The organism is Arthrobacter sp. JZ12, from assembly GCF_035189165.1.
GTDB lineage: Bacteria > Actinomycetota > Actinomycetes > Actinomycetales > Micrococcaceae > Arthrobacter_D.
Window position 1 is genome coordinate 865,824 of sequence record NZ_CP045246.1, and the last position, 23,380, is coordinate 889,203.

A 23,380-nucleotide genomic window follows, 5' to 3' on the forward strand; every position below is an offset into this window, starting at 1 on the left:
GGCCGTCGCTAGTGAAGATTTTCACAAAGTCCGGTACGCTGGTGCCATGGCTCAAACCTCCAAGTTTTCTGATCGTCCCCGGATCCTTGTTGTCGGCGGCGGCTACGTTGGTCTCTACGTAGCGCACAAGCTGCAGAAGAAGGTGAAGGCGCACGGCGGGATCGTTACCCTCGTGGATCCTTTGCCCTACATGACCTACCAGCCGTTCCTTCCCGAGGTGGCCGGTGGAAACATCGAGGCGCGTCACGCCGTCGTGTCCCACCGCATGCACCTGACCGACACCGAGCTGATCTCGGGCAAGGTCACCGGTGTGAATCATGCGAGCCGTACGGCCACCGTTGAGCCCGCTGACGGAAGCGAGCCGTTTGAGCTTGGCTACCGGGACATCGTCATTGCTGCCGGAGCGATCACCCGCACCTTCCCGATTGAGGGACTGGCCGAAGAGGGCATCGGCCTCAAGACCATCGAGGAAGCCGTCGCCCTGCGCAACCAGCTCCTCGAGCGCATCGAGACCGGCTCGCTCATGGAGCCCGGGCCCGAGCGTGACCGTGCGCTGACCTTCGTGGTGGTCGGTGGCGGCTTTGCAGGCATCGAGGCCCTCGCTGAGATGGAGGACCTCGCAAGCGCCGCCGTGAAGAAGAACCCCAAACTGCAGCGCTCCGACGTCCGCTTTGTGCTGATCGAGGCGATGGGCCGCATCATGCCCGAGGTCACCGAAGAGCAGGCCAAGTGGGTTGTCGAGCACCTGCGTGCACGCGGCGTCCAAGTCAAGCTGAACACCTCCCTCGCCAGCGCGAAGGACGGCCGGCTCAAGCTCATCAACATGCCGGACAAGTCCCCGGCGGACGAGTTCGAGACCGACACCCTGGTCTGGACTGCCGGCGTGCAGGCCAACCCGGTTGTCCGCAACACCGACTTCCCGATCGACGAGCGCGGCCGCGTCCGCGCCAACGCCGAACTCCGGATCACCGGCGACGACGGGCCGCTGGACGGCGCCTGGGCTGCCGGTGATGTTTCAGCCGTGCCCGACCTCTCCGGCGGCGGCGTCGGCGGGTTCTGCGTCCCCAACGCCCAGCACGCTGTCCGCCAGGCCAAGTTGCTCGCCGACAACATCTACGCCGAGCGTTACGGCGTTGGCCGCGTACGCGAGTACAAGCACAAGAACCTCGGCGCCGTAGCAGGCTTTGGCCAGTACAAGGGCGTTGCAAACATCATGGGCTTCGGCATGCGCGGCCTTCCGGCCTGGCTGGCCCACCGCGGCTACCACGGCATGGCCATGCCGATGTTCGAGCGCAAGTTCCGCGTGGTCGCCAACTGGGTGCTCGGGTTTGTCTTCGGGCGCGACACCACCCAGCTGATGGATCTGCAGACTCCGCGTCGCCAGTTCCGCGAGGCTGCTGCGCCGCCCAAGAAGAAGGAAGCCGCCCCGTCCCTGGATGCCGGGCGCACCGAAGACACCGAGAAGACCAAGACCACGGCCTAGTCTCCGGCTGACTGAGCCAGCGGCGACGGCGGCACCCGGCTGGGTGCCGCCGTCGTCGTTTAACCGGCTATAGTTCTCGATCGTGAGAATTCGTCCCGAGATCGCAGCCGACCGCCCGGCAGCGCTGGCCGTCATTGAGGCAGCCTTCGCGCGTCCGCACGGTGGCCGGCCTGTTGAGGCGACACTGCTGGAGCAGCTGTGGGATAGCACCGCCTTCCTGCCTGAGCTGGCTCTGGTGGCGGAGGACGACGACGGCGTGGTGTGCGGGCACGTCATCACCACGCGTGCGCGGATCGGGTCCGCACAGTCCCTGGGGCTGGGGCCGATCGGTGTGCTGCCTGCGCACCAGGGCCGGGGAATCGGCGGTGCACTGGTGGAGGAGTCGGTGAGGCGCGCGGCCAAGCTGGGGGAGAGCGCCGTCGTGCTGTTGGGAGATCCGTTGTTCTATGGGCGGTTCCGTTTTGCCCGTGCAGATGAGCTGGGCGTGATCCCGCCCGAACCGCGCTGGCAAGAGCACTTCCTGATTCGGCCGTTAGCCGGGACCGTCCCGACCGGCCCATTCCGGTACGCATCCCCCTTCGAGGCGCTGTGAGGGTCCTCGGGCCAACGGTGGATGACCAGACGCGCTGCGTTCACTACCGGACGGAGCTCGACGTCGTTGCCATCCAGTTCCGATGCTGCGGCGAGTTCTACCCCTGCCACCTGTGCCACGCGGAAACGGCAGGGCACGAGGCTGTGGTGTGGCCCGTGGCGGAACAGGACGCGCATGCCATCCTGTGCGGAGTCTGCAAGGGGACCATGTCCATCGAGGAGTACCTGGAAGCCGCTTGCTGCTCCTCCTGCAAGGCGCCCTTCAATCCGGGCTGCCGCCTGCACAAGCACCTGTACTTCGGCTAGCTTCCGGCCGTTCGACGCCGGCCCGGTGCCCCAGGTGGGACTCGAACCCACACTGTGAAGATTTTAAGTCTCCTGCCTCTGCCATTGGGCTACTGGGGCGTAACTTCCCGCGAACGCAGGTTGCGGGAAAGCACTCATCAAGACTACGCGAACGTATACAGCACAGGCTCATTTCGCGGAACTGCGCACGGGAAGACCTGTGACGAGCGTTACAAGGATGTAACCAGATTTGCTTATCTTGGACACGTTTTTGCACTAGCTTTTTCACATACCAGGAACACCTGGATATCGCATCAAAGGCTCATTCCGCCTTTCGATCGAGGAGATAAATTTCATGACAGCAACACGTACCTCCGCGCGGTTCAGCATCGGGGAGAATGCACCGCGCGCAGCGAAGATTGCGGCGCTCAGCCTGGGCGTGGCACTCTTCGCTTCGGCCTGTGGTGGGAACCCCACCCCTGAAGAAGGAGGCGGCGAGACTTCGGCAGCTGCAGCATCGGGGCTGACCTGTCCTGAGAGTCAGGGCGGCCAGGCTCCCGAGCCCGGTGAAAAGGGCGACCCGGGTGCGGTTCCTGAAGCGGAAACCACGTCGGAAACTCCCCTGAAGCTCGGCTCCATCCTGCCGACAACCGGCGCCCTCGCATTCCTCGGTCCTCCAGAAATCGCAGGTGTGAACCTTGCGGTCCAGGAAATCAATGAGGCCGGCGGCGTGCTCGGCCAAGATGTGGAAATCATTCACCGCGACTCCGGCGACACCACTACCGACATCGCCACGCAGTCTGTCACCGACCTCCTGTCGCAGGATGTCAGCGCAATCATCGGCGCTGCCTCCTCCGGCGTCTCCCAGACGGTCATCAACCAGATCACCGGAGCCGGCGTCATCCAGATGTCGCCCGCCAACACGTCCCCGGACTTCACTGATTGGGACGACAACGGGCTGTACTGGCGCACAGCTCCCTCAGATGTTCTGCAGGGCCGTGTGCTCGGCAACTACATCATGTCCTGTGGCGCACAGACCGTAGGCATGATCGTCCTCAATGACGCCTATGGAACCGGCCTGCAGGCCAGCATCAAGGAAGCTGTTGAGAGCGCGGGCGGTCAGGTCGTGGCAGAGGAACTCTTCAACGAGGGCGACTCGCAATTCAGCAGCCAGGTCGATGCGCTTGTTGCAGCGGATCCTGACGCCTACGTTGTCATCAGCTTCGACCAGGCCACCAGCATCATCCCGCTGATGACCGGCCAGGGCGTTGAGCCGGGCCAGATGTTCTTCGTTGACGGCAATACCGCCGACTACAGCGGAGACCTTGATCCCGGTACCCTTGAGGGCGCTCAGGGCACCCAGCCCGGATCCTTCGCAGGTGACGAATTCAAGGAAGCACTGGCCGAGATAGATGACAGCCTGAACGTTTGGAACTACGCGGGCGAAAGCTACGACGCCGTGAACCTCATCGCCCTGGCAGCAGACGCAGCTGGCAGCATCGAGGGCGCGGACATCGCAGCCGAGCTCGAGGCGGTCTCCAAGGACGGCGAGAAGTGCTACGACTACGCGGGCTGCATCACCTTGCAGCGCAACGGTGAGGATATCGACTACGACGGCATCTCCGGCCCCATCTCCTTCGATGAGAACGGTGACCCGACCGAAGCCTTCATCGGTATCTACCAGTTCGATGAGAACAACGTTCCGCAGCCCAGCCGCTCCGAAGCAGGTCAGCTGTAAGGACCGTCAGCCCCGCTGACAAAGGTGCCCCTCCCGATGTGGGAGGGGCACCTTTGCGTTGGGGCGCGTTGCGGCCTGGGCAGGATGCTGCAGCTTCTGGGGACAGATCACGACGGCGGTGCTTGCGTGGCGCTTGGGCTCGCCTGTGAGCGGCGGCTGGCTGCCCAGGACCTGCAGGATTGTGCCCGTCTGCGCCGCCGCACCGTTCTCTGCATGGACTCGGGTGTCAGGCGGCTGCGTTTGCTCAATGTTGAGCAAACTGGGACACAAGGCCGGGCACGGAGACGGCCCCGACTCACCTGAGTCGGGGCCGTCTCCGTTGAGCCGAAACCTTCGAAGACTACGCGGTGTCGGCGAGCGTTCCGAGGTAAAGCTGAATGACCTTGGGATCCTTCATGAGTTCCCGCCCGGTTCCGGTGTAGGCGTCCTTCCCCTGGTCCAGGACGTAGGCCCGGTCGCAGATCTGCAGGCAGCGGCGCGCGTTCTGCTCCACCATGATCACCGAGACGCCTGCACGGTTGATCTCGTGGACGCGGAGGAAGGTCTCGTCCTGCTTGACGGGGGAGAGACCGGCCGACGGCTCGTCCAGGAGCAGCACGGCAGGTTCCATCATGAGCGCCCTGCCCATCGCCACCATCTGGCGTTCGCCGCCCGAGAGCGATCCTGCCCGCTGCGCGCGCCGTTTGCCCAGCTCGGGGAACAGGCCGGTGACGAAGTCGAACCGTTCCTTGAAATCCTTGGGCCGCTGGTACATGCCCATCTGGAGGTTCTCCTCGATGGTCAGTGTGGCGAAGACGTTGTTGTTCTGCGGGACGAAGCCGACGCCGCGGCTCACCAGCTTGTTGGCCTTGAGGCCTGTGATGTCCTGGTCCCGCACCACTACTGTGCCGGAGTGCACTTTCACCAGTCCGAACATCGCCTTGAGCAGGGTGGACTTGCCCGCACCGTTGGGGCCGATGATCCCGATCAGTTCGCCCGCGCGCGCCTCAATCGAACAGCCGTTGAGGATATTCACTCCGGGGAGGTATCCGGCAACCAGATCGGTCACCTTCACCACTGACTTGCCGGCGGGGGTCGGTGCTCCGGCGCCGGAGCTTCCTGCTGCGGTGCTCATGGCCGCTTCTCCTCGGGTGTTGTGCCTGACGCTGTGTCGTGCGAGCGGTGTTCGAGTTCAGTGATGCTTGAGTGGCTGAGCAGCCCGGCGTCGTCGGTTCCGACTACAGACTCCTCGTCGCGGGACAGTTCCGCTTCCATAATCTCCACTCCGTGGGAGTCGCCGAGGTCGACGTCGTGGTGGGCCCCCAAGTAGGCGTCGATGACGGCAGGGTCTTTCATGACGACGTCGGGAGCGCCCTCCGCGACCACGCGCCCTTCTGCCATGACCACTACCCAATCGGCGATGTGGCGGACCATGTGCATGTCGTGCTCAACGAACAGGACCGTCATGCCCTCGGCCTTCAGGTTCTTGATGTGGTCCAGCAGGGACTGGGTGAGGGCGGGGTTCACGCCGGCCATGGGCTCATCGAGCATCACCAGCTTTGGACGCACCATGAGGGCACGTGCCATCTCAAGCAACTTTCGCTGGCCGCCCGACAGCGACGCCGCGTAGTCCTTCGCCTTGGCGTCCAGCTTGAACTTCTCCAGCAGGACCTCGGCCTGGGAGGTGATCTCCTTTTCCCGTTTGCCCCACAGTCCGCGGAACAGTGCCCGCCCGAGGCTTTCACCCGGCTGGTCCTTGGCGCCCAGCCGCATGTTCTCCATGACGGTGAGCTTGCCCATCACTTTTGTCAGCTGGAAGGTGCGAACCATGCCCAGGCGGGCCACCTTGTAAGGAGCGACGCCGGCGAGGGAGTGGCCGTCGAAGTCCCACTCACCGCTCTGCGGGGTGTCGAAACCCGTGAGCAGGTTGAACAGGGTGGTCTTCCCGGCTCCGTTGGGACCGATCAGCGCGGTGATCTTGTTGCGGGGGATTTCCAGGTACTCCACATCGACGGCGTTGATGCCGCCGAAGCTTCGGGTGACGTTGCGGGCGGTGACGATCGGGTCCCGCTTGCGGCAGCCCGGCCCGGGGGTTTCCGAGGCGATCGGGCGGGAATCCGTCATGTAGTCGACGTTGTCGTCAACCGGCGTGGACGAGCCCGTTGCGCGGTGTGAACCGGCTGCCCTGGAATCTGATGCGGCTTCACTCATGCGAACGCCAACTCCTTCTTGTTGCCGAGCACGCCCTGCGGCCTGAAGATCATCAGCAGCATGAGCGCGACCCCCACCAGGATGTACCGGAGCTGACCGGCCTGCACGTTGGTGAGGAATGTGATGGCACCGACTTCAATGGCGCCGAAAAGCAGGCTCTGGGTCAGCGAGAGGACAACCCAGAAGATCATCGCCCCGATGACCGGGCCCAGCACGGTGGCCATGCCGCCGAGCAGCAGGACCGTGTAAAGGAAGAACGTTAATTCGGTGGCGTAGTTCGCCGGTTGGACTGCGCCGCGGGGGATCGTGAAGATCATGCCCGCAACCGAGCCCATCAGGCCGCCGATAACCAGGGCCTGCATCTTGTAGGCGTACACGTTTTTTCCAAGAGAACGCACCGCGTTCTCGTCCTCGCGGATGCCCTTGAGCACGCGGCCCCAGGGGCTGCGCATGAGCAGCCAGACAGCAACGCACGCGAGCGCCACGATTGTCCAAGCGACAATGCGGATGTAGAGCCCGTTCTGGTTCATGCTCACCGGGCCGATGCTGTACTCGCCCTCGGGAATAAAGTTCAGCGCGAAGAAGCCCTGCTCAAATCCCTGGGCGAGGCCGTTGGCCGATCCGGTGACCTCGGTGAGGCTGTTGGTGGTCACTACGTACCGGACGATCTCGGCAGCAGCGATGGTCACGATCGCCAGGTAATCGGCGCGCAGGCGAAGCGTGGGGATGCCCAGTATCACTGCGTAGATCACCGATGCGAGCAGCGCCACCAGCACTGCCACCGGCACAGGAGCATTGAACGTAAGCGTGGAGATGGCGTAACCGTAGGCACCCATGGCCATGAACCCTGCCTGCCCGAAGTTGAGCAGGCCGGTGTAGCCGAAGTGCACGGCGAGGCCGAGGGCAGCCAGCGCGTACGCCGCCGTCGTCGGGCTGATTATTTCGCCGAAGGCGAGGGAGAGAATATTGCCGAAATCCATGGAAGTGCCCCTAACCTATGCGCTCTCGGCGGCCGAGGATGCCCTGCGGCCTGAAGAGGAGAACAAGAATCATGATGAGCAGCGCGCCCACGTACTTCAGGTCCGCCTGCAGCCAGATGGTTGATACCTCGACGAACAGACCCACGATGATCGAGCCGAGCAGGGCGCCGAACACCGTCCCCAGCCCGCCGAGGGTAACTCCCGCGAAGATCAGCAGCAGGATCTGCTGGCCCATGTTGAACGTCACGCCCGGCCGGTAGTAGGCCCACAGGATGCCGCCGAGGGCGGCAAGGGCTCCGCCGACCACCCAGACGAGCCGGATCACGCGGTCGACGTCGATGCCGGAGGCTGCCGCCAGTGCCGGGTTGTCGGCCACTGCGCGCGTCGCCTTGCCGATTCGCGTGCGCAGGAGCAGAAAGGCGATGACCAGAATGATGATGAGGCTGGTAATGAGGGAGTTCAGGTTGTTCTGCGTGATGGAAACGACGCCGAACTCCAGCACGCGGCCCTGGGCTCCGGGCAACTGCTCGGTGGCTCCGCCGAAGTTGAACTGGATGATGTAGCGCAGGGCCAGAGCGAGCCCGATGCTGACGATCATCATCGGAACCAGGCCGGAACCGCGCTTCCGCAGCGGCTTCCAGAGACCGGCATCCTGCATATAGCCGAGCGCCGCTCCGCCGATCACCGCCAGGACGATCGCCACGAAGATGGGTAGGCCCATGCCCGCGAACGCGAAGGCAAGCACCGCGCCGATGGTGACCATTTCACCGTGGGCAAAGTTTGTGAGTCCGGTGGTGCCGAAGATCAGGGACAGTCCGACGGCGCTTAGTGCCAGGAGCAGGCCGAAACTCAGGCCCGCAACCGCGCGATCCACGAGGATGTTGAAGAAGCTGTTGGTTCCGGCGACGATGCCCTCGCCAAACAGGAAGAGGGTGGTGACGTTGGTTGTGCCGGCAAAAGTGACCGTGCGGGGGTTCTGCTGGCCCTCCGCGAGCTCGACTCCCTCCGGCAACGTTGACTCGTCCAGTTCAACCTCGTACGAGCCCTGTTCCGGAACGTCGATGGACCAGCCGCCGTTCTCGTTGGAGGTGGTCTCACCTTCGAAGCCCTCGCCCGTGACCGAGATCCGGACATCTGCCAACGGGCCGTCCGCTCCGCGCAGAACACCGCTGATCCGGTTCTGGAATTCTCCTGCCTGGACGGAGGTCGGTACGGTTCCGTTCGAGGTGCTCGCCGCGGAGTAGGCGGTAGCTCCTGCGGCGGGCGCGCACATGAACAGTGCGGCCAGTAAACCGGCTGCCAGGAGGATAAGGCTCCTGTGCCATGCCGGCGTCGGCTTGGTTATCAAGTTATGAACCTCCACAGTGGTGGCTGGGCCGCCGAGGTACGGCAGCTCTAACGCCTGTGATCGATGTCACGCAGTGTGGAGATCATGTTACCCGCGCGGTGTTACCACTTTTCGCTTATCTGATGCATCCAGATAGCGATTGGATAACAACTGTGAGGTCGGGTTACCCGCCGGTAGGTTGGTGATCGAAAAGCTGACCGGGCGGGGACGGAACCTAGAGATAGAGGCCGGTGCCGGCGTCGTCCGCGTCCGGCTGCGCCACGGCGTGCACGTCGCGTTCACGCAGGAGGATGTAGTCGGTTCCTCCGACGTCCACCTCGGACTTGTCCTCGGGATCGAACAGGACCCGGTCCCCCCGGGAGACCTGCCGGACGCTGGGCCCTGCGGCCGCGACGTCGGCCCAGGCCAGCCGCTTGCCCATCACCGCGGTGGCGGGGATGACAATGCCCGACGACGAACGCCGCTCGCTGCTGTCCTTGTCCAGGATGACCAGCAGGCGGTCGTGGAGCATCTTCAGGGGCAGTGCATCCGGCATGGAGGCTTTCATGGAAGGTTGGTTCGGCACCCGGACAGTTTATCGTTTCGTGCCTCCGGAAATCCTTCCGGCAGCCCCAATCCGGCAGGAACAAACCGACCCCGAAAACGTTGATATTGGTAGGGTTGAAACATCTCAGCCCCCTAATGGAGGACTACTCAATAATGGCACTCGGCGGTAACCCGGTTTTCAACGGTAAGAATTTCCGTACCGCTGCCCGCGGCGACAATCCGGCAGCGTACGGTTCAACAGTTTTGGCCGGTCAGACGGTCATGAACCAGCAGCAGCTGGAGCACCTGTACAACCAGCCTTCGGCAGGTCCCGCAGAGACGGGACGAATGACTTTCGACGACGTCATCGTCAAGACCATCGCCACGATCGGCATGGTTCTGGTCGGCGCGGCGATCCCGGCGTTCCTGCTGCCGGGCCTGGCCCCGCTGCTGATGATCGTCGGCCTGATCGGCGGCTTCGTCCTCGGCCTGGTGAACTCCTTCAAGCGCGAGCCCGTGCCTGCGCTGATCCTGGCCTACGGCGCCCTCGAAGGCCTGTTCCTCGGCGGCCTGACCATGTTCCTTGAGCGGATGTTCCCGAACATCGCCATGCAGGCGCTGCTCGGCACCCTCTCGGTCTTCGCGGTGACGCTGCTCCTGTTCAAGAGCGGCAAGGTCCGTGCCACGCCCAAGGCCATGAAGACCTTCATGATCGCGCTCATCGGCTACGCACTGTTCAGCCTGGTGAACCTTGGCCTGATGGTCTTCGGCGTCAGTAATGATCCTTGGGGTCTTCGCACCGGTTTCGAGATCATGGGCATCCCGCTCGGCGTCCTGATCGGCGTGCTGGCCATCGGTCTTGCCGCCTTCGCCCTGGTCATCGACTTCACGTCCATCAGCGAGGGTGTGCGCAACGGCGCTCCCCGCAAGTACTCCTGGACTGCAGCCTTCGGCCTCACGGTCACCCTTGTGTGGCTCTACGTCGAATTCCTGCGCCTCATCGCGATCCTGCGCGGCGACGAGTAACCAGTCCCGATACATAGCGAAGGCCCCCGGCAGTTGACCTGCCGGGGGCCTTCGTCGTTGGTAATCCCTAGGAAAACCGGGCGGCGCCGTCGGCCGGGGAGACGGCGAAAATCACCGGTTCGGTGAACCCCGCCTCAGCGAATGCCTCCAGTACGGCAGCGCCCACGCGCTCAATGTCCTCTATCTGCGTCAGCGCGATTGCGGAGCCGCCGAAGCCTCCGCCCGTCATGCGGGCACCAAGCGCGCCGGCTCCGCGGGAGGAGTCGACGGCGAGGTCCAGCTCCGGGCAGGAAATCTCGAAGTCGTCGCGCATGGACACGTGACTTGAGTCGAGGAGGGGAGCGATGGCCCTCGGGCCTTCCGCGCGCAGCAGTTCGACTGCCTCCTGAACGCGGGTATTCTCCGTGACGACATGGCGCACCCTGCGGAATGTCTCGTCGTCCAGCAGCCCGGACGCTTCCTCCAGGTCCGCCTCGGAAAGATCGCGCAGGGCGGGCACACCCATAACGTCAGCGCCGACCTCGCACGCGCGGCGCCGCGCAGCGTAGCCTCCCGTGGCGTGGGCGTGACTGACCCGTGTATCGATCACCAGCAGCGCAAGCCCCTCATCCTGCAGGGGGAGGGGTACCAGTTCGGTCTCCCGGCTACGGCAGTCGAGGAACACCGCATGCCCCTTCTTGCCCAGGAGGGAAGCCGACTGGTCCATCAAACCTGTGGGTGCGCCCACCATCTCGTTCTCGGCCCGCTGACCGATGAGCGCGAGGTCGGGTCCGGCAAGTCCGACGGCGAACAGTTCGTTGGCAGCAACAGCCACCGCACACTCAATCGCCGCGGAGGAGGACAGGCCGGCGCCGACCGGAACCTGCGAGTCGATCAGCAGATCCATGCCGCGAACGGGATGGCCGGCCTCGCGCAGCGCCCACAGTACGCCGACAGGGTAGGCGGCCCAGCCCTCGACGTCGCCGGCGGCCAGCCCGTCCAGCTCGGCCACGACAACGTCTCCGTCGGAGAATGTTGAGCTGACCCGGACGGTGGAGTCCTCCCGCACCGATGCGGCCACCAGGGTGGCACGGTCGATCGCGAACGGCAGCACGAAGCCGTCGTTGTAGTCGGTGTGCTCACCGATTACGTTGACGCGCCCGGGCGCAGCCCAGATTCCTTCGGGCCTCTGCCCGAAGCGGCGGTGAAATTCTTCGGTGAGCATCTCGGGGGTGAGCGTCATGGTGTGTCCTTCCCTGCGGGTACTGCGGGTACTGCGGCACGCAGGGTTGCTGCGACCTGTTCGGGCGTCGTGTCGTTGATGAAGGCGCCCATGGCGGCTTCGGAGCCGGCCAGGAACTTGAGCTTGTCCTCGGCCCTGCGCGGCGAGGTGAGCTGAAGGTGCAGATAGCCGGCCTCCCGCAGCTCCGGGACCAGCGGCGCCTGATGCCATGCGGCGATGTACGGCGTCGGTGTGCTGTAGATCCCGTCTACCCGCGCCAACAGGTCGAGGTACAGCGTGGTCAGCTCGTCCCTTTCCTCGCCCGTGAGCGCGGCGATGTCCGGTACGTGGCGGTGCGGCACCAGATGGACCTCCAGCGGCCAGCGCGCGGCGAAGGGCACGTAGGCGCTGAAGTGCTCACCCTCAAGCACCAGTCGTTCGCCCGAGTCGCGTTCCGACTTCAGAACCGAGCCCATCAGCGTCTGGCGGCCGTCCACGGCGTCGTAATAACGGCGCGCCTGACGGCCCATGAGGGCCGCGCGGGGTGTGACGAAGGGGTAGGCGTAGATCTGGCCGTGTGGGTGAAGGAGGGTGACGCCGATCTCCGCGCCGCGGTTCTCGAACGGAAACACCTGGCGAATGCCCTCCATCGCGGAGAGCACCTCCGTGCGGTGTGCCCACGCGTCAATGACCGTGCGCGCCCGTTCCGGTGAAAGTGACCCGAAGGAGCCTTCATGGGAAGAATCGAAGGCGACCACTTCGCACCGCCCGTAGGCCGACGTCGTCGTGCCCCAGCCGCTGCTGCCCGCCTCGCTGTCCGGAAGGGGACCGAGGTCGGGGCCGAATGAGGAGAACCGGTTCTCGAACACCACCACTTCGTAGTCCGACGCCGGTATCTCCGACAGGTTCGCAGCGGTGGATGGGCAGAGCGGACACTGGTCGGCAGGAGGCAGGTGGGTGCGGGTCTGGCGGTGAGCCGCCACTGCAGTCCATTCGCCGGTCAGCGGATCGTAGCGCACGTCGCCGGTGCCACCGCGTGGCGGCAGCCCTCGGTGGTCGACGACGGCGGCCGGGTCCCGGTGCGCAGCGGCGGACTCTTCCGTGGCGTCGAAGTAGATGAGCTCGCGACCGTCGGACAGACGGGTAGGGGTTATCTGGGTCATTGCGTGTCCTCGGAATTGGATGGAGGGCTGAGGATGGTGGTGCTCTCTGCGAAGCGCGGGTCTTTCGGCGGGCAGTCGGTCACCAGGCAGTGCACCTCGTCGATCCCGGCGATCCGGGCCAGGCTCACGGTCCCGATCTTGGTGGAATCCGCCAGCACCACGAGGCGGCCGCACTGCTGCGCAAATGCACGGTTGGTGTCTGCCTCGGCCAGGTTCGGAGTGGTGATCCCTGCTTCGGCATCAACCCCGTGGACACCCATGAAACAGACATCCACGTTGAGTGATTTCACCGTCGCCGTAGCGAGCGGCCCCACGAGCGCTTCCGACGGCGACCGCTCACCTCCGGTGAGCAGAACTGTGATTCCCGGTGCCGCGATCCGGTGCAGCTTTTCGGCCGCGGGAAGCGAATTGGTCAGGACGGTCAGTGGGCCCAACAGGTGCTCAACGAGCCGGTAGGTGGTGGTGCCGCCGGTGAGTGCGAGGGTCATGCCGGGCTCGATGAGCTGCGCCGCGGCCGCGGCGATGGCCTCCTTCGCGTCAATGCGCTGATCCGCGTTGGCCCCGAAGCCCGGCTCAAGTGCGTTGAGGGCCTGGCGCGAGGCGGCACCTCCATGGACCTTGCGCAACGCACCCGTCCCATGCAGGGCGTCGATGTCGCGGCGCACGGTCATCTCGGATACTCCGAGGTCTTCGGCCAGCTCGCTTACACGGACGGTGCGCCGGCCCGCGAGCTTCGCGAGGATAGCAGCGTGCCGGTCGGCAGCAAGCATCGGGATCTCCAGGGGTAGGCGCCGCGGGTAGCGCGAGCGGGTGCTAACAAAATATAACGTGTCCTAACAAATTCAAACAATGGTTGCGGAAAGAGAACGCTGGCGTTGTGAAAAGATTGATTCATGACGCCTCCTTCCCGGCGCACACCGCATCAGGCCATCCGGAGCGCTTTCGCCGCGCCCTCGGGCTGTGTGGCATCCGGCCGCGTGGCTGATCGGACAGGTGGAAGCGGCGGACGCAGGGCAAACAGCGACCGCGATGATGTGCCCTATGCTCTGCGGGTAAGCGCGGCATGGGCCTGGCGCCTCGGTCTGGTGCTCGGCGTCTCGGCAGCACTTGTTTGGCTGCTGAGCCAGATCACGCTGCTGGTGATTCCGCTGATGGTCGCCGGGCTGCTGTCCAGCCTCCTGACGCCGGTGGCTTCCTTCCTTCGCCGACTCATGCCCAGCGGGATAGCTGTGGCGTTGACCGTCGTAGGCTTCCTCCTTGCCGTCACCGCAACCCTGTCCCTGGTGGGGCAGCAGCTCGCGGTGGGCTTTGCCTCGCTGTGGGATGAGGCGCTCTCAGGAATCGAGCAGGTACAGGACTGGCTGTCGCAGGGTCCGCTCCGCCTCACGTCGTCACAGATCGACAGTTTCATCGACGAGGTCGCGGCCGCCGTCGAAAACAACAGCGGCGTCATCGTCAGCGGCGCCATTTCCTTCGGCAGCAGCGCCGGATACTTCCTGGCCGGACTGCTGCTGACCGTGTTTGCCCTGATTTTCTTCCTGCACGACGGCGAGAAGATCTGGCGGTTCCTCGCCGGCCTCGCGCCGCGACGCGCACGGGCAGCGGTTACCGGTGCCGGCATGCAGGGCTGGACCTCGATGGCCAATTACGTGCGTGTGCAGATCCTCGTGGCCTTCATCGACGCCGTCGGAATCGGATTAGGTGCAGTGATTATCGGCGTGCCGCTCGCGCTGCCCCTGACGGTCCTGGTGTTCGTCGGTTCCTTCATCCCGATCCTTGGGGCGCTGTTCACCGGCATGGTTGCGGTGCTGCTGGCCCTGGTGGCCAACGGCTGGGTCAACGCGCTGGTGATGCTCGCCATCGTATTGTTCGTACAGCAGGTTGAGGGTCACATTCTGCAGCCGTTCGTCATGGGACGGGCAGTGGCCCTGCACCCCCTCGCCGTCGTACTGGCAGTCGCGGGCGGATCGCTCGTGGCCGGCGTTGCCGGTGCTCTGTTCTCCGTGCCGCTGCTGGCGGTGCTGAACACCGTTGTCCGGTATATCTCCTGCCGCGGCTGGGAGACCGACCCGGCCCTCAGCGCGGCGGACTATACAGATCCCGGCACGCCCCGCGACTCCCTACCGTTAACCGGTGAGCCAACCGAACCGGATACCTCCACGAAAGAAGCCTCCACGTGACTACGGACCTTGCCCAGCTTGCGGTGACCCTCGAGGATGTCCTCGAAGCGCAGAAGATGCTCGACGGCGTCATTGCGTACACCCCGATCGAGGAGTCACGCGCGCTCGGCCGGATCACCGGCGCCCGGGTCTCCCTCAAGTGCGAGAACCTGCAGCGCGCCGGTTCCTTCAAGGTGCGCGGCGCCTATGTGCGCATGGCGCGGCTGTCACCGGAGGAGCGGGCACGCGGCGTCGTCGCAGCATCTGCCGGAAACCACGCCCAGGGTGTGGCGGTCGCGGCGAGCAGGCTCGGGATCAAGGCCCGTATCTACATGCCCCTCGGCGTTGCTCTGCCGAAGCTCGCAGCCACCCGCGGTCACGGTGCCGAGGTTGTCCTGCACGGCCATAACGTGGACGAAGCCCTGGCCGAAGCCAAGAGGTACGCCGATGAAAAGGGTGCCGTCTTCGTTCACCCGTTCGACAACGTCGACGTCGTTGCCGGCCAGGGAACGATCGGCCTGGAAATCCTTGAACAGGTGCCCGACGTCGACACCATCCTCATGGGCGTCGGCGGCGGAGGGCTCCTGGCCGGCGTGGCAGTAGCCGTCAAGGCTCGTGCCCGTGAGTTGGGGCGCGAGATCCGGGTAATCGGCGTCCAAGCTGAGAACGCTGCCGCCTACCCGCCATCCCTCGCAGCGGATGCACTGGTGCCGCTCAAGAAGGTCTCGACCATCGCCGACGGCATCGCCGTGGGCCGGCCCGGGCAACTGCCGTTCTCCATCATTCGGGAACTGGTCGACGACGTGGTGACCGTCAGCGAGGACTCGCTTGCACGGGCACTGATCTTCCTGCTCGAGCGCTCCAAAATGGTAGTGGAGCCCGCCGGCGCCGTGGGCGTCGCCGCCCTGCTGGACGGCAAGCTCGATAACCCGGGGAACACCGCCGTCGTACTCTCCGGAGGCAACATCGACCCCATGCTGATGCTGAAGGTGATCCAGCGCGGCCTGGCTGCCGCCGGCCGGTACCTAGTGGTGCGCATGCTGCTCGATGACCGTCCCGGTTCACTGGCAACGATCTCCCGGATCATCGCTGAATCGGATGCAAACGTGACCGGTGTGGATCACACCCGCGTGGGCGGCTCCATCAGCATGGGCGACGTCGCGATCACGATCAACATGGAAACCAAGGGCGAGGAGCACTGCGAGCAGGTCCTGAACAACCTGCGCGCGGAGGGCTTCCAACCGGTGGTTATCCAGGGCTGACCATGCTGGCCAAGCGCGCACGGAACGGACTGGCAACGGTCGGGATCTTTGCTGCGCTCCTGTGGGCTGTGCACGTCTTCAATATGGTCACCGGCTTCCGACTGGTCCGCATGCTTGGGATCGAGCCGCGCGATGTGGACGGGCTCGACGGCGTGATCTTCGCCCCGCTGCTGCACGCCGACGTTGGGCACCTTTCAAGCAATACCCTCCCGCTGCTGGTGCTGGGGTTCCTCGCCTTCCTGGAGGGTGCGAAGCGATTCGTCATTGCGCTCGGAACCAGCTGGCTTGCCTCGGGGCTCGGCGTGTGGATCTTCGGCGGGGGCGTGACCATCGGAGCGTCGGGCGTCGTCTTTGGGCTGTTCGCCTACCTGCTGGTGCGCGGCTTCTATAACCGGGACTGGAAGCAGATCCTCCTCGCGGTGGTCCTGTTCCTTGTCTACGGCTCGCTGTTATGGGGGTTGCTGCCCCAGTTCGGAACCAATATCTCGTGGCAGGCCCACCTGTTTGGAGCGCTGGGCGGCGTGCTGGCTGCCCTGATATTGAAGCGGCGGCCGGTTCCCTCAGGAACCGACCGCCTTCGTCAGGTGCGCAAGCGCTAGCGCCCGCCGGCAGCATGCCGTTGCCGCTGTGTCTGCCGCTATGGACTAGCCCACGTAGGGCTTGGCCGAGAGAATCTCGACCGTGATCTCCTTGCCGTTGGGCGCGGTGTACTTCACGACGTCGCCTGCCTTATGGCCCTGAATTGCGGCGCCAAGGGGGGACTTCTCACTGTAGACGTCCATGTCCGTGTCCCCGGCAACCTCGCGGCTGCCCAGGAGGAAGGTCTCCTTGTCGCCGGCGATATTCGCCTCAACCAGCATGCCCGGCTCTACGATTCCGTCATCGGCCGGAGCCTCGCCGACATGGGCGTTGTTGAGCAGTTCGGTGAGCTGGCGGATACGGGCTTCGGCCTTGCCCTGCTCTTCCTTGGCGGCGTGGTAACCGCCGTTCTCCTTGAGGTCACCCTCGGAGCGGGCCTGCTCGATGCGGGCGACGATCTCGGTACGGCCGGGACCGGACAGGTGGTCCAGCTCAGCCTTGAGGCGGTCGTAGGACTCCTTGGTGAGCCACGCGACGGGTGCGCTGTTGGTGGACACGGTTTCTCCTTTGGTACGTCGAATCCCCGGGTGGGGTTTCGGCTGTCGGCTTTGCCGGGATGTGTGCAGCCATGAGCGCACGCATCTACAAGCAAAGACCCCGCCTGCGGAATGGCCTTCTCCTGGGTCTCTCCAGAGAATGCTCTGGAGTCCTATCCGAAGGAAGCTACGGCGGGGCGGGGCGGAACGTATCAGTTCATTATAGTCAGCAGGGCAGGTTTACCCAATAACGGCGGGGTTTGCGGCTGCCGGTAATCGCTGAACCACCCGTTCAGCTACCCCTGACGGGGTGGGCGTTACTCCTGAATCCAGCAGGCGTTGATTCCGCCGCTGACGCCCTCGGATTCGGTGCGCACCTCGGTGCTGTGGGACGTGGACCTGCCGTCTCCCGGTGTATCGGCAGACGCCGGCGGAATGGTCACAACCTTCCAGCCGACCACTGCGTAGGAGGAGTTCAGCACCTGCACGGCGCACTGCGCTGTCTCCTCCGGATCCTTGGTCACCTCGTAGTCCACGCGTGCGAGGCCCGGTCCCTGGATTGAGAAGCCCACATCCTTCGAGGACACCGCGGGCGATCCGCTGAACAGACTGAAAATGCCGGTCGCGACGACGGCCGAACCGATAAGGACCCAGACCAGCCACCGGCGATGCTTGGCCGATCCCTCTCCTGCCGGTTCTTTGGATCCTGCACGCTTGGGGGCACCGTAGCGATTGGCTACTCTTGGTACTGGCGCGTGGTCGGTGCTCATCGGTACCAGTTTACCAACGGGTGCGCAGCCCGCCTTTGCCCGGGTACACAGCTCGTTTCTACCCGGGTGCGCAGCCGCAACCAACGAGAAAACCCCTCAGGAGCATTGATTGCCCAGTTCGGAGAACACTCCCGACACCGCGATGGCCGGTTACGCAGCCAGCGCAGCCGACGCCGGTTACCGCCTTCTGGCGGTGCACGCGCACCCTGACGACGAGTCGAGCAAGGGAGCGGCAACCATGGCCAGCTACGTTGCTGCCGGGGTGTCGGTCATGGTGGCCACCTGTACGGGCGGGGAGCGCGGGGACATCCTCAACGCGCAGATGGCGGGGGAGCCGCACGCCCTTCGAGACCTGGCCGGACTGCGCCGCCTCGAGATGGCCGAGGCTGCCGAGGCCCTCGGCATCCAGCACCGCTGGCTCGGTTTCATGGATTCAGGCCTGCCCGAGGGTGACCCGCTGCCTCCGCTGCCGTTCGGCTGCTTTGCACTGCAGCCGCTGGAACGTGCCGCTGCTCCGCTGGTGAAGTTGGTTCGCGAGTTCAGGCCGCATGTCATCCTGAGCTACGACGAGAACGGCGGCTACCCGCACCCCGACCACATCATGGCGCACAAGGTTGCCGTCGAGGCCTACGAGGCTGCCGGTGATCCAGCCCGCTATGTGGGGCTTGGCGAGCCCTGGGCTCCATCCAAGCTGTACTACGACCGTGCGTTCAACCCCGAGCGCTTCCGTGCCCTGCACTTCGCGCTGGAGGAAGCCGGCCTGCAGTCGCCCTACGCCGAGCGGATCGCCGCGTGGCTGGAGGCCGACGCCGAGGGACACCAGCCTGCGCGTCCCACCCACTCGACCACCACGCAGATTGACTGCGGCGACTTCTTCGAGCACCGGGAACGGGCCCTCCTGGCCCACCGCACGCAGGTGGAACCGGGCGGCTTCTTCTTCGCCGTATCCTCCGACCTCCAGCGCAAGGTCTGGCCCTGGGAAGACTACTCGCTGATCCAGTCGCGAGTGCCGCACGAACTGCCCGAGAGCGACTTCTTCGCAGGCATAGAATTGAACTGAAGGCCCGCACGGCCTCCCGTCGTCCTGTAAGTCCTGCGGTCGCCGTCGGATTTCCCTGAAAGTGGTGCACTGGAGTGTTCTCCCTCATCAGCCTCGCGGCAACCGTCTCACCGGCCCCCGGTGAGGAGCCAACGTTGAGGCCCGGCCTGGATCCCGCTCAGGTCACCCCCGGCCTGCTCGGATTCCTCGCCACCCTCTTCCTGGTGGTGGCCGTGATCTTCCTGATCCGCGACATGACCAGACGCATCCGCCGGGTGCGCTACCGCGAGATGGCGCGGGAAGAAGCCGAGCGGGAAGCGCTGGGAGGCGGCGGCCTCGAAGAACGTCCAGACGTCCCGGGGGAAGCGCGGAAAGGTCGCGCGCCGGGCGGCAAGTACGGACCGGACTCTCCCTAGGCCATGGCTGAACGGCTACGCACCGAGGCGTCAGCCTACCTGCGCCAGCACGCGGACAACCCCGTGGACTGGTGGCCGTTCACCGATGCAGCATTTGAAGAGGCCGTGCGGCGGGATGTGCCGGTCTTCATCTCCGTGGGCTACGCGGCCTGCCACTGGTGCCACGTCATGGCGCACGAGTCCTTCGAGGACGAGGGAATCGCCCGCTACCTGAACTCCCATTTCGTTCCGGTGAAGGTGGACCGGGAGGAACGCCCCGACGTCGACGCCGTCTATATGGCGGCCACGCAGGCCATGACGGGGCAGGGCGGATGGCCCATGAGCGTGTTCACGCTACCGGACGGACGCGCCTTCTTCGCCGGAACCTATTTTCCGCCGGCGCCTCTCCGAGGCAGTCCCTCCTTCGCGCAGGTGCTCGAAGCGATTGTGCAGGCATGGACCCAGCGCCGCTCCGACGTCGAGAGCAGTGCCGCACAGGTCGCGGCCAGCCTCGGCCAGGCGCAGCAGAGCAGTGCAGGACTGTTCCTGCCCCTGGATTACGACGCCGGCGGGCTGGGGCTGGAGTCCGTCCTGCCGGACGCGGTGGCCGCGCTCGAAGCGCAGGAGGACACCACCCATGGCGGATTCGGCGGCGCACCCAAGTTTCCGCCGTCGTCGGTACTTGCCTTTCTGCTGGCCCGAGCCCGCACCGACGATCCGGACGGCACCGCGTCTGGCCTGGCCTCGCGGGCGCTGGAGGCGATGGCCGTGTCGGGAATGCACGACGTCGTAGGCGGGGGCTTCGCCCGCTACGCCGTGGATGCCGCGTGGGCCGTTCCGCACTTCGAGAAAATGCTCTACGACAACGCCCAGCTGATCCGGCTCTACGGGCGATGGGCCGTGCAGGCCGAAAGCGTGCACGCCCGTGCGCTCGCCAAGCGGACAGCGAGCGGCATTGCGACCTGGCTGCAGCGGGAGCTGACTGTGCCCGGCGGTGCGTTCGCCTCATCGCTCGATGCCGATACCGTCCTGGACGGTACACGCGTTGAAGGCGGAACCTACACCTGGACCCGCAATCAGCTGCGCTCCGTCCTTGGGAACAGGGCCGATACGGTGCTTGGACTTTTCGACACCGAGGCCGGCCGCGTCGAAGGGGGTGCGTTCACGCTGCACGCAGGCCGGGCCTGGTCTGAACAGGAGCAGGCGGTGTGGGACGACGCCGCGCCTGCCCTTCTCGCGGCACGGAACCGGCGCCCGCAACCCGACCGGGACGACAAGGTTGTGGCGTGCTGGAACGGCCTTGCCATCGGCGGGCTCGCGGAGGCGGGCGCCCTGCTGGGCGACGCTGAAATGCTTAGAATGGCCGACGGCGCCGCACGCTACCTGCTCGACGTGCACTGGGACGGCACACGGCTGAGCCGGGTCTCCTTCGGCGGCAGGGCGGGCAACCACGACGGCAGGCTGGAGGATTACGCGGCCGTGGTCGACGGCCTCCAGGCACTGTACGCGGCCACCGGTGACGCATCCTGGTACCGGGCGGCCGAGGAAATCCTCGCCGCCGCATTGGACAGGTTCATCCAACCCGACGGCAGGGTGGTGGATTCAGCGGAGCTCGACGCGCCGCTTCGCTCGGCCCAGGCGAACCAGAACTCCGCGGACCCCTTCGACAACGCCACGCCCTCGGGCGTCGCGCTGCTGGCCGGCGCGCTTGCGACCTCCTCGGCGTACAGCGGGTCCAGCGAACAGCGCGCGCGGGCCGAGAAACTGCTGGCCCACGTCCCCGTCGTAGCGTCCCGTGCGCCACGCGCCGTGGGATGGGCACTGGCAACCGTACAGGCGCTTGCCGCCGGACCGCAGGAGGTGGCCGTCGTCGGACCCGCCGGACCGGAGCGGGACCTGCTGGCGGCAACGGCCCATCGCTCAGGCAAGGCCGGTCTGGCGCTCGCAGTAGGTGAGGGGAACGACGGCGACAGTGAAACCGAAGCCGGCGTGCCGCTGTTGGCCAACCGGACCCCGGCGCACGACGGCGGTCCGCTGGCCTATGTATGCCAGTCGATGGTGTGCCGGCGGCCGGTGTCGGATCCCGGCGAGCTGGAGGCACAGCTCCGGGAGTGAAGCGGGCAGCCGGGAGTGGTGCCAAATGGCACAGAGTGCGATCAGCGCGCGTTCAGGACGGCGATCATGATGGCGATGAAGTGCGCCGCGAACGCCGCCACGGTGAACGCGTGGAACAGCTCGTGGAATCCGAACCAGACCGGGCTCGGATTGGGCTTCTTCAATCCGTAGATGACGGCCCCGGCGATGTAGAGCACACCGCCCACGCAGATCAGCACGGTGGCCGGCACGCTGGCGGCCAGGAAGTCGGGCAGGTAGAGGAGTGCGGCCAGGCCCAGCACCACATAGATCGGGACATAAAGCCAGCGCGGGGCGTTGACCCAAAGCACACGGAAGAGCACACCGGCGATAGCGCCACACCAGATCAGCCAGAGCAGCACGGTGGCCTTGTCCGGCGGCAGCAGCGCCCAGGAGAGCGGGGTGTAGCTGCCGGCGATGACCAGCATGATGTTGGTGTGGTCCAGCCGCTTGAGGATTACTTTGGTGCGCGGGGCCCAGTTCCCGCGGTGGTACGTGGCGCTGATGCCGAAGAGGAGGATGCCGGTGAAAGCGTAGATGGCCGAGGTAATTTTCCCGGCGGTGCTGGGGGCAAGCGCAATGAGCACGATGCCTGCCGCGATGGCCAGGGGGGTGGCGCCAAGGTGGATCCAGCCACGCCACTTGGGCTTGATGTTCAGCGCATCGGCCGCCTGCTCAACGGCGGATTCGAGCGGGCCCGGAACGGGCGCGGACTCATCCGGAACACCGGCGGATCGGGAGGCGCCGGAAAGCGGAGAAACGCGTCGGCTCATGGGGAAATTCTAGCGGACAGGAGGCCTAAGTTACTAATGAGTAACAACCGCTTACCCGTCATCGCGAGCCGGTGCCGGTACGGTAGGAGAACCATCCCTGCTAGCTGACCGAAGGACAGGTGGGCGCTGCCGTGAAGTTTCCGTCGTTTGCCTACAACTTCTATGAGCGCAGGCTGCAACGTTCACTGGCCGCCGACAGGATCCCCCACCACGTCGGCGTCATGGTGGACGGGAACCGGCGCTGGGCAAAGCTGGCAGGAGCACCCACTCGGCACGGACACCAGGCCGGCGCAGACAAGATTCTGGAGTTCCTCGGTTGGTGCGAGGAACTCGGTGTTGAAATGGTGACGCTGTATATGCTCTCCACGGACAACATGAACCGGTCCGCGGAGGAGATCGAGCAGCTGCTCGACATCATCGGAAACACGCTTGACCGGCTCGGCGAGACCCGCAGGGTGCGCGTCCAGCCCGTCGGGGCCCTTGACCTGCTGCCCGAGCACCTGGCCGCAAAGGTCACCGCGCTCGCAGAACGGACGGCCAGCATCGAGGGCGTACACGTCAACGTGGCCGTGGGCTACGGCGGGCGGCGAGAAATTGTCGACGCCGTCAAGGAACTGCTGCGGGACGCCGATGAACACGGTTCTTCCCTGGCGGAGGTCGCCGAGAACCTGGACGCCGGGCAGATCTCCGAGTACCTGTACACGCGCGGCCAGCCCGACCCTGACCTGGTAATCCGCACCTCCGGCGAACTGCGGCTGTCGGGCTTCCTGATGTGGCAGAGCGCCTACAGCGAGTTCTACTTCTGCGAGGCGCTGTGGCCCGATTTCCGACGGGTCGACTTCCTGCGTGCCCTGCGTGACTACGGCAGGCGCCAGCGGCGCTTCGGCTGCTGAATCCGCCTCACGCGCGCTTAATCCAAAATTCACCGACACGCACCCGGGCGAGTTGCCGGCGTTGTCGTCTGCGGGCGTAATGTCGGTTCCATCAGCCGGCACCCGCCGACTGGTCGGGGAGGCCACCAATGCAGACTTCGTGCTCCACAGCACAAGAGCTGAGTAGGGGAGGCCGCGCGCGGCCTTCTGGCCGGCCCGCCTCACCCAAGCCCTAGCAATTCCCGGGCGCCTCGACGCCCCGGGGAAGTGGAGTTGAAGTGGCCACATCTCGCACAACCCAGCGATCCGCAACCAGCACCAGCAAGGCCCGC

The 23,380-nt window shown here is 65.4% G+C and carries 23 protein-coding genes and 1 tRNA gene; 12 read left to right on the forward strand and 12 right to left on the reverse strand.

Annotation, left to right across the window (positions count from 1 at the left end; translation table 11 throughout):
- Positions 1 to 46: 46 nt before the first annotated feature.
- The 3 genes from GC088_RS04150 to GC088_RS04160 all read left to right on the forward strand — a co-directional run bounded on the left by GC088_RS04150 (position 47) and on the right by GC088_RS04160 (position 2,380).
- On the forward strand, positions 47 to 1,483 hold the full coding sequence (locus tag GC088_RS04150) for an NAD(P)/FAD-dependent oxidoreductase (protein WP_323960764.1): 1,437 nt from the start codon (positions 47 to 49) through the stop codon (positions 1,481 to 1,483).
- Positions 1,484 to 1,565: 82 nt separating this feature from the next.
- A complete protein-coding gene (locus tag GC088_RS04155) occupies positions 1,566 to 2,075 on the forward strand; it encodes a GNAT family N-acetyltransferase (protein ID WP_323960766.1) in 510 nt (169 codons plus the stop codon).
- The gene (locus GC088_RS04160) at positions 2,072 to 2,380 is read left to right on the forward strand and encodes a CHY zinc finger protein (protein WP_323960768.1); all 309 of its coding nucleotides are present in this window, start codon (positions 2,072 to 2,074) and stop codon (positions 2,378 to 2,380) included. The genes GC088_RS04155 and GC088_RS04160 overlap by 4 nt, the downstream gene beginning before the upstream one ends.
- Before the next feature lie 26 nt (positions 2,381 to 2,406).
- On the opposite strand, the gene GC088_RS04165 is transcribed toward GC088_RS04160, so the two are convergent.
- A tRNA-Leu gene (locus GC088_RS04165) sits at positions 2,407 to 2,479 on the reverse strand.
- Between the two features lie 235 nt (positions 2,480 to 2,714).
- Between GC088_RS04165 and GC088_RS04170 the strand changes: the two genes are divergently transcribed.
- Positions 2,715 to 4,097, forward strand: coding sequence for an ABC transporter substrate-binding protein (locus GC088_RS04170; RefSeq protein WP_323960770.1), 1,383 nt, complete (start codon positions 2,715 to 2,717; stop codon positions 4,095 to 4,097).
- Positions 4,098 to 4,437: 340 nt separating this feature from the next.
- Here the strand turns inward: GC088_RS04170 and GC088_RS04175 are convergent, their stop codons facing one another.
- The 5 genes from GC088_RS04175 to GC088_RS04195 form a co-directional block, all read right to left on the reverse strand.
- On the reverse strand, positions 4,438 to 5,211 hold the full coding sequence (locus tag GC088_RS04175; protein WP_323960772.1) for an ABC transporter ATP-binding protein: 774 nt from the start codon (positions 5,209 to 5,211) through the stop codon (positions 4,438 to 4,440).
- Positions 5,208 to 6,200, reverse strand: a complete 993-nt coding sequence (locus tag GC088_RS04180; RefSeq protein WP_323961916.1) for an ABC transporter ATP-binding protein — start codon at positions 6,198 to 6,200, stop codon at positions 5,208 to 5,210. Before GC088_RS04180 ends, GC088_RS04175 begins: the two co-directional genes overlap by 4 nt.
- Before the next feature lie 83 nt (positions 6,201 to 6,283).
- Positions 6,284 to 7,267, reverse strand: coding sequence for a branched-chain amino acid ABC transporter permease (locus tag GC088_RS04185; RefSeq protein ID WP_323960774.1), 984 nt, complete (start codon positions 7,265 to 7,267; stop codon positions 6,284 to 6,286).
- 10 nt (positions 7,268 to 7,277) lie between these two features.
- Complete coding sequence (locus GC088_RS04190) at positions 7,278 to 8,540, reverse strand: branched-chain amino acid ABC transporter permease (RefSeq protein ID WP_416377512.1); 1,263 nt, start codon at positions 8,538 to 8,540, stop codon at positions 7,278 to 7,280.
- 289 nt (positions 8,541 to 8,829) lie between these two features.
- Positions 8,830 to 9,126: a GroES family chaperonin gene (locus GC088_RS04195; RefSeq protein ID WP_416377513.1), complete on the reverse strand. Its 297-nt coding sequence runs from the start codon at positions 9,124 to 9,126 to the stop codon at positions 8,830 to 8,832.
- A 188-nt stretch (positions 9,127 to 9,314) separates the two neighbouring features.
- On the opposite strand from GC088_RS04195, the gene GC088_RS04200 reads away from it, so the two are divergent.
- A complete protein-coding gene (locus GC088_RS04200; RefSeq protein WP_323960778.1) occupies positions 9,315 to 10,166 on the forward strand; it encodes a Bax inhibitor-1/YccA family protein in 852 nt (283 codons plus the stop codon).
- 67 nt (positions 10,167 to 10,233) lie between these two features.
- On the opposite strand, the gene galK is transcribed toward GC088_RS04200, so the two are convergent.
- From galK to GC088_RS04215, 3 genes are read right to left on the reverse strand one after another with little or no spacing between them, the layout of a single operon-like run.
- Positions 10,234 to 11,388, reverse strand: a complete 1,155-nt coding sequence (galK, locus tag GC088_RS04205) for a galactokinase (protein ID WP_323960780.1) — start codon at positions 11,386 to 11,388, stop codon at positions 10,234 to 10,236.
- Entirely contained in the window at positions 11,385 to 12,530 is a 1,146-nt protein-coding gene (gene galT, locus GC088_RS04210) for a galactose-1-phosphate uridylyltransferase (protein ID WP_323960782.1), read from the reverse strand. Before galT ends, galK begins: the two co-directional genes overlap by 4 nt.
- A complete protein-coding gene (locus GC088_RS04215) occupies positions 12,527 to 13,300 on the reverse strand; it encodes a DeoR/GlpR family DNA-binding transcription regulator (RefSeq protein WP_323960784.1) in 774 nt (257 codons plus the stop codon). The genes galT and GC088_RS04215 overlap by 4 nt, the downstream gene beginning before the upstream one ends.
- 123 nt (positions 13,301 to 13,423) lie before the next feature.
- Here GC088_RS04215 and GC088_RS04220 point away from each other — a divergent pair, with 123 nt between their 5' ends.
- From GC088_RS04220 to GC088_RS04230, 3 genes are read left to right on the forward strand one after another with little or no spacing between them, the layout of a single operon-like run.
- The gene (locus GC088_RS04220) at positions 13,424 to 14,710 is read left to right on the forward strand and encodes an AI-2E family transporter (RefSeq protein ID WP_323960786.1); all 1,287 of its coding nucleotides are present in this window, start codon (positions 13,424 to 13,426) and stop codon (positions 14,708 to 14,710) included.
- A 56-nt stretch (positions 14,711 to 14,766) separates the two neighbouring features.
- Entirely contained in the window at positions 14,767 to 15,951 is a 1,185-nt protein-coding gene (gene ilvA / locus GC088_RS04225; RefSeq protein ID WP_323961919.1) for a threonine ammonia-lyase, read from the forward strand.
- 2 nt (positions 15,952 to 15,953) lie between these two features.
- On the forward strand, positions 15,954 to 16,550 hold the full coding sequence (locus GC088_RS04230; RefSeq protein WP_323960788.1) for a rhomboid family intramembrane serine protease: 597 nt from the start codon (positions 15,954 to 15,956) through the stop codon (positions 16,548 to 16,550).
- A gap of 45 nt (positions 16,551 to 16,595) precedes the next feature.
- Here the strand turns inward: GC088_RS04230 and greA are convergent, their stop codons facing one another.
- Together greA and GC088_RS04240 are read right to left on the reverse strand one after the other, a co-directional pair.
- Positions 16,596 to 17,087: a transcription elongation factor GreA gene (gene greA, locus GC088_RS04235; RefSeq protein WP_323960790.1), complete on the reverse strand. Its 492-nt coding sequence runs from the start codon at positions 17,085 to 17,087 to the stop codon at positions 16,596 to 16,598.
- Positions 17,088 to 17,383: 296 nt separating this feature from the next.
- Positions 17,384 to 17,836: a DUF4307 domain-containing protein gene (locus GC088_RS04240; protein ID WP_323960791.1), complete on the reverse strand. Its 453-nt coding sequence runs from the start codon at positions 17,834 to 17,836 to the stop codon at positions 17,384 to 17,386.
- Between the two features lie 142 nt (positions 17,837 to 17,978).
- Here GC088_RS04240 and mca point away from each other — a divergent pair, with 142 nt between their 5' ends.
- The 3 genes from mca to GC088_RS04255 all read left to right on the forward strand — a co-directional run bounded on the left by mca (position 17,979) and on the right by GC088_RS04255 (position 21,385).
- Positions 17,979 to 18,896, forward strand: a complete 918-nt coding sequence (gene mca, locus GC088_RS04245) for a mycothiol conjugate amidase Mca (RefSeq protein WP_323961921.1) — start codon at positions 17,979 to 17,981, stop codon at positions 18,894 to 18,896.
- A gap of 74 nt (positions 18,897 to 18,970) precedes the next feature.
- Positions 18,971 to 19,291: a hypothetical protein gene (locus GC088_RS04250; RefSeq protein ID WP_323960793.1), complete on the forward strand. Its 321-nt coding sequence runs from the start codon at positions 18,971 to 18,973 to the stop codon at positions 19,289 to 19,291.
- 3 nt (positions 19,292 to 19,294) lie between these two features.
- The gene (locus tag GC088_RS04255; RefSeq protein WP_323960795.1) at positions 19,295 to 21,385 is read left to right on the forward strand and encodes a thioredoxin domain-containing protein; all 2,091 of its coding nucleotides are present in this window, start codon (positions 19,295 to 19,297) and stop codon (positions 21,383 to 21,385) included.
- A 41-nt stretch (positions 21,386 to 21,426) separates the two neighbouring features.
- Here the strand turns inward: GC088_RS04255 and trhA are convergent, their stop codons facing one another.
- Positions 21,427 to 22,176: a PAQR family membrane homeostasis protein TrhA gene (gene trhA / locus GC088_RS04260; RefSeq protein WP_323960797.1), complete on the reverse strand. Its 750-nt coding sequence runs from the start codon at positions 22,174 to 22,176 to the stop codon at positions 21,427 to 21,429.
- Between the two features lie 131 nt (positions 22,177 to 22,307).
- Here trhA and GC088_RS04265 point away from each other — a divergent pair, with 131 nt between their 5' ends.
- Positions 22,308 to 23,069 (forward strand): isoprenyl transferase, encoded by a 762-nt coding sequence (locus GC088_RS04265; RefSeq protein WP_323961923.1) that lies wholly within the window; start codon positions 22,308 to 22,310, stop codon positions 23,067 to 23,069.
- The last annotated feature ends 311 nt before the right edge of the window (positions 23,070 to 23,380 follow it).